We start from the raw sequence: 10,946 nt of genomic DNA, 5'->3' as shown, positions 1-10,946 counted from the left end.
ACTCTCGGTATTGCATCGCTGATTCTAGAATTCGTTCTCATCAAAATCTAGCGTGCTTTTCCTAGCAACAATTGCCCACTGTCACACGCTCTCCTATTCATGCAGGAGGTCTATTGATTGGCTTGATTTTGGACGTGTTGTAGCGATTCTTATGCTTAAATTAGCGATTAGCTAAATGAATGATGCTGGTATTCTATGCAATGATTCAAAACTTTAAAAAAAAATTTTTGAAGAATGTATTGCAAACAACTACTAGCTATGCGTTGAAAAGGTATTCTTAAATAATGAAAATATATCTCAAAAAAATATTACTAGTCAGTTCTTCCTTATCAACTTCAGCTTACCAAAAAAAATCAATAAAGTCCATAATATTCAAAAAAAAACTTTTTTGAATGGGTGAATTTCTAACCCACCCATTCAAACCGAAAAGCTCATTAATTAAGAGCTATTGAGCCTTTAATTTCCGTTCTTTCAGTTTCAGTAAGATATCGGCATGAACCTCACGAGTCAGAGGATAAAAGTATGCCAGGATTAATCCACAAATTAGGGCAATTGTTGGTAGAGGTCCGATGGCGATGCGAATCGCTAAAAGTGCAGAATCCGGTTGAATTGGGGCTAAGTTCTCTGGGGTAGACCGAATATATTGATTCCACTCCAGGCTTTTCAAGACTAGAGCCACGGCAACAGCTAAACTGACTTTTTGCAAGAACACCATAAAGCTGTAAAAAATCCCTTCCCGCCGCTGTCCAGTTGTTAGTTCATCTAATTCAATCACATCTGGCAGCATCGACCACGGGATCAAATAAGCAGTAGAAACGCCAAAACCTGCCATCACTCCTAACACGTACATGAAAGCAATTTGACCGGGCTGTAAGAAAAATAGTCCCGCCTGGGCAATAATCCACACGCTCATCCCCATAAAATATACGGCTTTTTTACCGTATCGCTGGCTAAGCTTACTCCAGATAAACAGCATCAACAATGCTGTTCCCTGCACCGCTAGAATGACTTGGGCAACGACTGCATCGCTTAAGCGCATCCAACTGAGAACAAAATAAGGAATGATAGCCGCTGTGACCTGGACAGCTAACCAGGAACACAGATAAATTCCAACAACATATAAAAAAGGGCGATTGCTCAAAACAATCCGCACTTGTTGCAAAATTGGGAGGGAAACAGGTTGCTCAAAGGTGGGATTTTGTGCCGCCCTTGCCAAAATGCGATCGCGTGTCCCCCAAATACACCAATAAATCGGTAAGACCGACAAGATTGCACAAACGACGCCCATCACCAAATATTGCTGGATGCGGTCATTAGGAATCAAAGCGGCGATGATTCCGAACACAATCACAGATACGATACTTCCCCCAATCGAGAAAGCAAACCGATAGCTGTTGAGATTCGTGCGTTCGTTGTAGTCCTGAGTCAGTTCTGGAGTTAGGGCGGTGTAGGGTAAATTAACAGCGGTGTAAAACGAATTAAACAAAATCGAAATGACAATGTAATACCAGAACAATCCCCATTGATTTGCAGAGTCATTGGCGCTAAATCGAGGAACTAGCCACTGCAAAAAGAACGTGATTCCAAACGGAATCGCCCCATATAACATCCAGGGAAGCCGACGCCCCCAGCGTGGCGAGTTTGTTCTGTCGCTAAGCACCCCGACAACCGGATCGTTCACCGCATCCCAAACCTTGCCAATCAGGAGAATCCAAGTCGCTAGTCCAGCGGCGATTCCGGCGACATCGGTCAGAAAATAGGCGGTATAAAACACCCCAATATTTGCGGTGATCGCAGCACCTACATCACCGGCACCATAAGCCAGTTTCGTACTTAACTTTAGCTTTTCGCTGTCGGGTGTCGCGGGGGAATGCTCAGAAGAGGAATCACTCATGGCAGTTGGCTGATGGCAGGGGGATTGAAAATTTCAAAAAAGTATCGCATCTGTCTCCCAAGAGCGGGAATTTTATAGCATTTGTTCTATAGCATTTGTACTGTTCTCTAAACCTGTTCAATTGTGCCTGTTATGCCAGAGCTTTACGTGTCATGGTCAGAGTACCACCAAAAAATCGAACAGTTGGCGGCAATCATCTATCAATCCGGCTGGGAGTTTAACCAGATTGTCTGCCTTGCCAGGGGCGGTCTACGGGTGGGTGATATTTTATCGCGAATTTACCACAAACCGTTGGCAATTTTAGCTGCCACTTCTTACGGCGGCACAGGCGATCGCTTTCGAGGTTCTCTCGCCTTTGCCCGCGACCTCACGATGACTTCCCCTCATCTGGGTAGCCGCATTCTCCTGGTGGATGACTTAGTGGATTCTGGCATCACCCTCCGGGAAGCTATCCCTTGGCTGAAACATCATTATGCGGCTGATGTCGAACAGATTCGTACTGCTGTCATCTGGTACAAAGCTTGCTCTGTCATCGCGCCTGACTACTATGTGGACTATCTCCCGGAAAACCCCTGGATTCACCAACCCTTTGAAAAATACGAACAGGTCGATCCCTCAGAGTTAGCCCAACGCTATGCTGCTGTTTCAGCGACCAAATAACACCAACCAAACCGGCAGAGTCAATAGGAGTCCTATCGTCCCGACAACCAGTGCCGTCACGGTTAAATCTCGGTCGAGATTGTAGGTTTCTGCCAAGATGAGGGTGGCAAACGCTGGAGGCATTGCCATCTGTAAAACAATGACCAGATGGGGTGCCCCACTCACACCCAGCAGCCCAACCCCAACGCCCAGTACCAGCGGAACGAGCAGCATTTTAATCCCCAAGCTCACAGATGCCGAAGGGAGGCTACCCCAGGAAGAAAGCTGGCTGAGGCGCATACCGATTAGCACCAAAGCCAGCGCCACTCCACTCCAAGCAATCATTTGCAGCAATTGTTCAGCGGGTTCGGGCAGTGGGAAGTTGCGAAAACCCAGTCCAAAGCCAAAACTCCACAGCGCAGGATTAATCAGCACTGCCTGTAGGGACGGGAAGACGCCTTTCTCTGCCCCAACCCCAAAACGAGCCGCCAAGACAACGCCCAAGCCGTAGGCTCCCAGCGTGGTGCCCATCAGGTCATAAAATAGCGCCCACCCAAAGTACTGCTGCCCGACGAGAGCGAGGGTAACGGGATAACCTAAGTAGCCGGTGTTCCCGACCATTGAGGCTAATAGAAAACTTCCTTGAGTGGATTTACTCCAAGCTTTTTTAGGGAATTGCGAGGCTTGTCTTCCCATCCAAAACCAGGCTAATCCGGCTCCCACCAAAATTGCCACCCAAGCGGCGACGGGTGCAATCCAAATTGGCCCAGATAAGTCAGCGTGACGCAGAAACGCCACAATGCCAAGCGGGACTCCAATCCAAAAGAGAAACTTCCCTAAATAGGTGGGAACTACTTTGGGCAGTTGGCGACCCAAAACCCATCCCAGCAAAATGCCACCACCTAGCCGGAAATAGAGTTCCAGCAGTTGAATTCCTATATTAGGCATCGTCTCATGGGTTGTCAGCAGAAGGTTTAGACTGACACCTGTACGATATGTCAGCCTCTATTCATGTTAAGCATCAGGGTTGATGACGAGGCATCTGGGAATACACGGCGGCTGTTGAGATTCGCTCAGTCTAAAATACTTGTAAAGTTAGGTGTTGAGTCTCAGTGCCGTTGTTGGATATCTAAGAATTGATAACTAACCACAAAAACAACAGGAGTGGCTCTTTTGGAAAACGCGGGTATGCCTGAAAAACCACCCAAGTCGGCACTGCCGATAGACGATATTCCGGAGGCGTTGCGGGATACGCCGTACCTCGGACGACGCCAGCGACAGTGGCAGCCGATTCTCCTGTTTGGCGGTTTGTTGGGATTGGGAGCGATCGCGCTGATTATCGGTATCTTAGTCCCCCGTCCTGTACCCGAATCGAATGCGTCGCCTATACAAAGTGACGTTTCAGGCATTCAAACGCCTCCAGCGACACCAGCAGCCAATACCCTGTTTGGACACTTTTCCTATCAAGAGGCACCCCAGTCCGAACTTGAGGCGATTACAGCGGATGGTCGCTTGAAAATGCGTAAAGCTGCTGCCAGACAATATAACGCGATGGTAGCAGCGGCGCGAGCTTCCGGGATTATCATCGTGCCAATTTCAGGATTTCGCTCGATTAGCGAGCAGCAGCATTTATATTTTGACACCAAGGCGCAGCGCGGACAGTCAGCCGCCGAACGGGCAAAAGTGAGTGCGCCTCCCGGTCACAGCGAACATCATACTGGGTACGCGATAGACGTGGGTGATGGAAGAGTCCCCGCAACGAATCTCAGTCCTAACTTTGAGAAGACTGCGGCTTTTAAGTGGCTTCAGAAGAACGCCCCTTACTATAGCTTTGAGATATCGTTTCCCCGCAACAATCCCCAAGGCGTTAGTTATGAACCGTGGCACTGGCGCTATGTGGGCGATCGCGATAGTCTGGAAACATTTTATAAAGCCAAACAATTCGGAGGTGGGGCACAGCCATCGGGCGATCGCTCTGTCGTGTCCCCGACCAATCCCAACCCCAATACTTTACCCTAGCCAGTAATTAAAAATTAAAAATGCAAAATTTAAAGCACCAGTTTTAATTTTTAATTCATCTACCTTAGACTTCAATATCATGCAACAAACTGCCCTAAATCTAATTGCCATTGGCGTCTTTGCAATGACGCTTTCTAGCTTGTTGGGGCCAATGTTGAACATATCACCGACAATCCCCGCGATCGCAACGATTAGCATTCTGGGACTGGCAACCTTAGACACCCTGAGCTTCCAAGGCAAAGGGATTGCAATCCTTTTGGAGTTGTTTGCAGGTGCTGACTCCAAATACCGCGATCGCGTATTGCGGCATGAAGCCGGTCATTTCCTCGTCGCCTACTTACTTGAAATTCCCATCACCGGCTACACGCTCAGCGCCTGGGAAACCGTTAGACAAGGAAATCCTGGGCAAGGTGGAGTAATATTTGATACCCAAAAATTGCAGCAAGAAATGACAAGCCCTTGGGAGATGCAAGTCATCCTGGATCGATTCTGCACCGTCTGGATGGCAGGCATCGCCGCCGAGATTTTGGCATACGGTAGCGCCGAGGGAGGCGCAGAAGACCGGCATAAAATTAGAGAGGCGCTGACACAGTTAGGACGGCAGGAAAGCGGCGCTCAGCAGAAAGAGCGTGCCAGTGCGCTGCAAGCACGTACCCTGATTGAGGAAAACTATCCCGCCTACGAAGCCCTGGTGGCGAGGATGGAACAACGTGCTTCAGTTGAGGAGTGTTATCAGGTGCTTCAGCAACATACTTTTAGAAGTTAGTCGTTCCTAATTAGTAGTCATTAATCAATTACCAATTTATAGAATTAATGGGAAGTTGTTGCCTCTGTATCCTAGACTTCACCTACTTTTTTTGATATACTAACTTTGACAAGGAAGAACTAAGCTACAATAAAATTTTTAGGCAGATTTCTATTATTTAACTATACTCTTTTTAGCTCAAACAAGTAGTAATTTCCAATACACTTCTCGTTGTTTTTAAGAGGTAAAAATTGAGGGGAGAATTTCTACCTCTTCCGCAATTCGCAATTATTCACTAACAACTCGATTGCGACCATCAGATTTGGCTTGCAGAAGGTTTTGGTCAGCACGTTGTAGCAAGTTTACTCCTTTAATATCGTCCGTCGCATTCAGGGTGCCTGTCCCCAAACTGATCGTAATTGTGAGTGACAGGGTGGGATTAATTCTGAAGGGTTGTTCGCAGATCAGGCGACACAGACGGTGGGCTACCACTGGAGCCTCTTGAACATCTGTGTGGCTGAGAATTACAACAAATTCCTCGCCCCCGTAGCGGAAGAGAGTGTCTTGAAATCGCAGGTTGTGTTGCAGACGAGCGGAGAGTAGTTGCAGGACGCGATCGCCGATAAGATGCCCGTAGGTGTCGTTAATAGACTTGAAAAAGTCCACATCCAACATCACTAAACTCAACGGTATTGAGCGACTCCGAGCATTTTGAATCTGCCGGGGCAATTCCCATTCCAAGGCACGACGATTATTCAATTCTGTTAGCGGGTCAGATAGCGCCATTGTTGACAATAAATCATTAGTTCGCATCAATTGGCGATAGTTCTGCACCTTGCGTAATCCCATCTGAATTTGTGCTGCCAGTAAGCGATCTTGCAACCCAATCTCCTCTTGTGCAAGGGCAGCACTCCTTCTTCTGACTGGGGCAATTTGCAAGTAAGCATCTGCTCCTTTTTCTAAAGCTTCTGCCATGAGTGCCAACTTCCGGTGTCGATCGGAAAGTGTTTGCTCGTGGGCAAGTTCCGGTCGGTCTTCTATCAAGATGCAGTAAATCCCCGCTAATTGGTTATGTTGTTTGAGCTGATAACAGAATTCCAAACTGCCCTCCAGACTTGCCTGCAAAATTAAGATATAGGGCAGTCGCTTTTCCAGCAGTGGGATGACTTCATCTAGCTGGGAGGCAGCTTCAACTGCGCCACCGACTAAAGCAGCAATTCGCGTCAGAAATGTTGCCAGAAATGCATCAGTTCCAACAACTAGAACAAAAGCATCCATTAGCGTAGGTATTCCGGAAGAATCAAGGCTCTTTCCCTGTTGACGAAACGTGAGAATTTCTACCACTAGAGTTTTTATGGAGCAACGAAGGAGACGAATGGATAGATGACCCTAGACTGGATGAGCGTGTAGATTGTGGGGCGAAGAAGCGATCGCTCTAGCGGATGCCGCTATACGAGGCTTCTGGCTGCTATGCCATTGAACTGGGTAGCACTACCAAACTCTAACCCGATCGTTGGCACCGACACACTCTGTTACATTCTCAGTTTGCTACAAGTATTAGAGATGGGTATTCCGTTGGCGGTAGAGAATTTTACAAAATCTTCATAAAACTGCCACACTACCCAAATGCTTGAACAACCTGCGAGCAGATTCTTCTTTATGCTGGCAGATAATCGGTATATGTTACCACTCTTGAGAAAGGAAGCGTAAAGCGAGCGATCGCATCCCCATTTGTCAAGAACAGAGGGATTCTCCTTTGGAGACGCTACGCGATCGCGCCTTTTTGCAGCCGATTCATCTGTGATTTCTTGATTCACTACGAAGTCAGTAACCAGACAAAAGCCAGTTAGATTATTACCTAACTGGCTCAAAATTAACCCTAGTAATGCAGAGTATGGTTATTGATAACCTTCAATCGTATGACCTGCCGCCACGATTGCTTGTTTGATTGTTTCTTCCGAAGCTTGAGCTTCCACTGTCACCGTCTTGGCTTTTACATCCACGTCCACCTTGGCGTCGGGTTCCATCGTATGGATCGTGTCGGTAATCGTTTCTGCACAGCCATTACAGGCAATAGTGGGAACTTTTAGTTGAAGTGCCATAAATTCAATTCAAGTCAATTAAGTTTGCAAGTGTGCGATTCGAGAAGCCTTTATTTTACCGTTGACACAGTGTCGGATAAATCAGCCTGCTGAGCGATAATGCAGATTCGGCATTCTGGCGCGATCGCGTTAGTCTAGCGCTGACTTGTCAGTTCGCATCCTCGATAAAAATTCCCCTAAAAACATTTTTGGGCTTAGTCGAGTGCGACTAAGCCCGTTAGATCGAAAGGATTGGTTTTCTCAAAAAATGAACTTCAACAACTAGGGTGGACAAGTTTGGCAGCTTCACCTTTATCTTTAGTATTCCAGCATAGTCCAGTCTTCCCAGACTTTGGTTTGGCTTTGCACCAGCTTGGCTTTTTGCCCCTCCAGTGCTTTTTACCACTACAGTCTATGCTTGGTTGGTTCTTGCTGCACTTGGGTAACAGACCGGGGACACCGCGTCTATTTTTCCCATTCCGTTTTTCATCTGCCTCCTTGTTTTGCTAACTTCCTGGTGTCCACTATTAAATTAGCACCCCATTTTGGAGGAAAATCCCCGATTTAACTAAACTTGACAAGTCTTTAAACACAGCAAATAAGCGTTAGTAAAGAGAAACAATTCCCCTGCCTTGCAATGCCTGAACGAGAAGGGCTACAACAAGGCATAAACAAATGTAAAAATAGATAAAGTTGACCGATACCAAGCCCTTGTAAATTCCCATGTCTTCTTCCTCCCAGTTCCTTAGCGGTAGCGAAATTCGGCAAAAATTCCTCGACTTCTATGCCCAGCGAGGACATCAAGTTTTGCCGAGTGCTTCCTTAGTGCCAGAAGATCCCACCGTACTGCTAACGATCGCCGGGATGCTGCCTTTTAAGCCGATATTTTTAGGACAGCGATCGCCTGAGTTCAAGCGTGCCACGACTTCTCAAAAATGTATCCGCACCAACGATATTGAGAATGTCGGACGGACTGCCCGACATCACACGTTTTTTGAGATGTTGGGTAATTTCAGCTTTGGGGATTATTTCAAAGAACAAGCGATCGCTTGGGGTTGGGAACTGTCAACACAAGTTTTTGGTTTACCCCCAGAACGCCTTGTCGTCAGTGTCTTCCGGGAAGATGAGGAAGCTTATACGATTTGGCGGGATAAAATTGGCGTTCCCGAAGCCAGAATCCAACGCATGGGAGAAGCGGATAACTTCTGGGTATCTGGTCCCACTGGTCCTTGCGGTCCTTGTTCGGAAATTTACTATGATTTCCACCCAGAACGCGGTGATGACAAGATTGATTTAGAAGATGACACCCGGTTCATCGAGTTCTACAACCTGGTGTTCATGCAATACAACCGGGATGCAGAAGGCAACCTAACGCCGCTGCAAAATAAGAACATCGACACGGGGATGGGACTAGAACGGATGGCGCAAATCCTCCAGCAGGTTCCCAACAATTACGAAACTGACCTGATTTTCCCGATCGTCAAAACTGCATCTGAAATCGCCGGAATTGATTACGCCAGCAGCGACGAAAAGACGAAAGTTTCCCTGAAGGTCATTGGGGATCACGTCCGTTCCGTCGTCCACATGATTGCCGATGAAATTCGCGCATCGAATATTGGGCGGGGGTATGTGCTGCGGCGCTTGATTCGGCGCGTGGTGCGTCACGGACGACTGATTGGCATTCAAGGGGAATTTACGCCGCAAGTAGCGGAAACTGCGATCGCGCTTTCCGAATCCGCTTATCCGATCGTCCGGGTTCGAGAAGCACAAATCAAAGCGGAACTGCAACGGGAAGAATCTCGCTTCCTCAAGACACTGGAACGAGGCGAGAAACTGTTGGATGAAATTATCCAGCGGGTGAAACAGGAAGGCAAAACTCAAATTGGCGGACGAGACGCCTTTACTCTCTATGACACCTACGGCTTCCCTGTAGAACTTACTCAGGAAGTTGCAGAGGAAGAAGGACTCACCGTAGACGAGTCAGGCTTCAATGCGGCAATGGAGGAACAGCAAACGCGATCGCAATCCGCCCACGAAACTATCGATCTCACCGTCCAAGGTTCCCTAGATAAGCTAGCTGAACACATTCACAGTACCGAGTTTCTGGGTTATACCCAACCTTCCAGCCAATCGCAAGTAGAAGTGATTCTTGTAGAAGGCAAATCTGTCGAAGCGGCGGAAGCGGGAACACAAGTGCAGATTGTCCTTGATAAGACGCCATTCTACGCAGAATCGGGCGGACAAATTGGCGATCGCGGCTACATCTCCGGCGATTCCGTTTTGGTGCGAGTTGAAGACGTTAAGAAAGAATCTGATTTCTTCGTCCATTTCGGTCGCATCGAACGCGGTACGCTGCGGGTAGAAGATGCTGTAACTGCCCAAATTGACTTGTCTTGTCGCCGTCGCGTGCAAGCGCATCATACAGCAACGCACCTGCTGCAAGCGGCATTAAAGAAATTTGTTGATGAGTCCATTACTCAGGCGGGTTCTTTGGTCGCCTTCGATCGGCTGCGATTTGACTTCAACTGTCCTCGTCCCGTGACATCCGAAGAAGTACAACAAATCGAAGAACAAATTAATACTTGGATTGCAGAAGCGCATCCCGCCGAAACCGAGATTCTGCCAATTGCGGAAGCCAAAGCGAAAGGCGCGATCGCGATGTTTGGTGAAAAATACGGCGATGAAGTGCGGGTACTGGATGTCCCCGGCGTTTCGATGGAATTGTGCGGCGGTACTCACGTTCACAACACTGCTGAAATTGGGCTATTTAAGATAGTCTCCGAGGCGGGTGTCGCCTCTGGAGTGCGGCGGATCGAAGCAGTGGCAGGGCCAGCGGTTCTGGAATACTTGAATGTCCGGGAGAAAGTAGTTAAAGATTTGAGCGATCGCTTTAAAGTCAAACCCGAAGAACTCCCCGACAGAATTACTAACATCCAGAACGAATTAAAGGCATCTCAAAAGCAGCTAGAAGCATTAAAGGCAGAACTCGCCTTCGCGAAATCTGACCAGTTACTCAGCACTGCTGAAACAGTGGGCGATTTCAAAATTTTAGTTGCCGAATTGGGCGATGTTGACGCCGAATCCCTAAAAAATGCGGCTGAAAGATTACTGCAAAAATTGGGGAATGGTGCCGTATTCTTGGCATCAATTCCCGAAGCAGATAAAGTAAGTTTGGTTGCACATTTTAGCCCGGAAGTCAACAAAAAAGGGTTACAAGCTGGGAAATTCATTGGCGCGATCGCTAAAATCTGCGGCGGCGGCGGCGGCGGACGCCCCAACCTGGCGCAAGCTGGCGGACGCGATCCCAGCAAGCTGAAAGAAGCCTTAGAAAGCGCTAGAACTCAGTTAAAGTCGGGTTTGGGCGAATAGAAGGAAGCGATCGCGTCTTTAATTGAAAGGGATGCGATCGCTTCCTATGATTTTATTTTTGAAATTATTACGAACAGTTTTTAATTTAACGTCAGTTCGGGTTAAGCCGAAGGCAGCAAGTTGTGGTCAATGGCAATCGCTGGCTTCTTCGGTTGATGGCAGTAGGCAATCAATCCGCAGAGAATGTTGACAAAGCAGT

Annotated in this window: 9 protein-coding genes; 4 read left to right on the top strand and 5 right to left on the bottom strand. The window is 47.7% G+C overall.

Features of this window, described 5'->3' with window-relative positions:
• Nucleotides 1–445 precede the first annotated feature (445 nt).
• Nucleotides 446–1,894, bottom strand: coding sequence for an MFS transporter (locus NDA03_RS27540; protein WP_348239799.1), 1,449 nt, complete (start codon nucleotides 1,892–1,894; stop codon nucleotides 446–448).
• Between the two features lie 132 nt (nucleotides 1,895–2,026).
• Between NDA03_RS27540 and NDA03_RS27535 the strand changes: the two genes are divergently transcribed.
• Nucleotides 2,027–2,554 (top strand): phosphoribosyltransferase, encoded by a 528-nt coding sequence (locus NDA03_RS27535; RefSeq protein ID WP_348239798.1) that lies wholly within the window; start codon nucleotides 2,027–2,029, stop codon nucleotides 2,552–2,554.
• Here NDA03_RS27535 and NDA03_RS27530 read toward each other — a convergent pair.
• Nucleotides 2,540–3,481 carry an AEC family transporter gene (locus NDA03_RS27530; RefSeq protein WP_190682457.1) on the bottom strand — a complete coding sequence of 314 codons (942 nt, stop codon included), beginning with the start codon at nucleotides 3,479–3,481 and terminating at the stop codon, nucleotides 2,540–2,542. The genes NDA03_RS27535 and NDA03_RS27530 overlap by 15 nt on opposite strands.
• 240 nt (nucleotides 3,482–3,721) lie before the next feature.
• Here NDA03_RS27530 and NDA03_RS27525 point away from each other — a divergent pair, with 240 nt between their 5' ends.
• Together NDA03_RS27525 and NDA03_RS27520 are read left to right on the top strand one after the other, a co-directional pair.
• Nucleotides 3,722–4,552 carry a M15 family metallopeptidase gene (locus NDA03_RS27525; protein ID WP_348239797.1) on the top strand — a complete coding sequence of 277 codons (831 nt, stop codon included), beginning with the start codon at nucleotides 3,722–3,724 and terminating at the stop codon, nucleotides 4,550–4,552.
• Nucleotides 4,553–4,631: 79 nt separating this feature from the next.
• Nucleotides 4,632–5,318: an ATP-dependent Zn protease gene (locus tag NDA03_RS27520; protein ID WP_348233261.1), complete on the top strand. Its 687-nt coding sequence runs from the start codon at nucleotides 4,632–4,634 to the stop codon at nucleotides 5,316–5,318.
• 267 nt (nucleotides 5,319–5,585) lie between these two features.
• On the opposite strand, the gene NDA03_RS27515 is transcribed toward NDA03_RS27520, so the two are convergent.
• From NDA03_RS27515 to NDA03_RS27505, 3 genes are all read right to left on the bottom strand, one after another.
• Nucleotides 5,586–6,575: a diguanylate cyclase gene (locus tag NDA03_RS27515; protein ID WP_190677978.1), complete on the bottom strand. Its 990-nt coding sequence runs from the start codon at nucleotides 6,573–6,575 to the stop codon at nucleotides 5,586–5,588.
• Between the two features lie 254 nt (nucleotides 6,576–6,829).
• Nucleotides 6,830–7,168 carry a hypothetical protein gene (locus NDA03_RS27510; RefSeq protein ID WP_190682471.1) on the bottom strand — a complete coding sequence of 113 codons (339 nt, stop codon included), beginning with the start codon at nucleotides 7,166–7,168 and terminating at the stop codon, nucleotides 6,830–6,832.
• A gap of 27 nt (nucleotides 7,169–7,195) precedes the next feature.
• Nucleotides 7,196–7,399 carry a heavy-metal-associated domain-containing protein gene (locus NDA03_RS27505; protein ID WP_190411340.1) on the bottom strand — a complete coding sequence of 68 codons (204 nt, stop codon included), beginning with the start codon at nucleotides 7,397–7,399 and terminating at the stop codon, nucleotides 7,196–7,198.
• A 702-nt stretch (nucleotides 7,400–8,101) separates the two neighbouring features.
• On the opposite strand from NDA03_RS27505, the gene alaS reads away from it, so the two are divergent.
• The gene (gene alaS, locus NDA03_RS27500) at nucleotides 8,102–10,747 is read left to right on the top strand and encodes an alanine--tRNA ligase (protein WP_348239796.1); all 2,646 of its coding nucleotides are present in this window, start codon (nucleotides 8,102–8,104) and stop codon (nucleotides 10,745–10,747) included.
• The last annotated feature ends 199 nt before the right edge of the window (nucleotides 10,748–10,946 follow it).

It is taken from the genome of Trichocoleus sp. Lan, from assembly GCF_039961855.1.
In the GTDB taxonomy this organism is placed as follows: Bacteria; Cyanobacteriota; Cyanobacteriia; order Cyanobacteriales; family FACHB-T130; genus FACHB-T130.
This window is presented reverse-complemented; position numbering and strand designations above follow the sequence as displayed.

Coding starts and splice junctions, on each gene's coding strand:
- NDA03_RS27540 (WP_348239799.1), bottom strand. CDS start 1,894: ATGAGTGATTCCTCTTCTGAGCATTCCCCCGCGACACCCGACAGCGAA.
- NDA03_RS27535 (WP_348239798.1), top strand. CDS start 2,027: ATGCCAGAGCTTTACGTGTCATGGTCAGAGTACCACCAAAAAATCGAA.
- NDA03_RS27530 (WP_190682457.1), bottom strand. CDS start 3,481: ATGCCTAATATAGGAATTCAACTGCTGGAACTCTATTTCCGGCTAGGT.
- NDA03_RS27525 (WP_348239797.1), top strand. CDS start 3,722: ATGCCTGAAAAACCACCCAAGTCGGCACTGCCGATAGACGATATTCCG.
- NDA03_RS27520 (WP_348233261.1), top strand. CDS start 4,632: ATGCAACAAACTGCCCTAAATCTAATTGCCATTGGCGTCTTTGCAATG.
- NDA03_RS27515 (WP_190677978.1), bottom strand. CDS start 6,575: ATGGATGCTTTTGTTCTAGTTGTTGGAACTGATGCATTTCTGGCAACA.
- NDA03_RS27505 (WP_190411340.1), bottom strand. CDS start 7,399: ATGGCACTTCAACTAAAAGTTCCCACTATTGCCTGTAATGGCTGTGCA.
- alaS (WP_348239796.1), top strand. CDS start 8,102: ATGTCTTCTTCCTCCCAGTTCCTTAGCGGTAGCGAAATTCGGCAAAAA.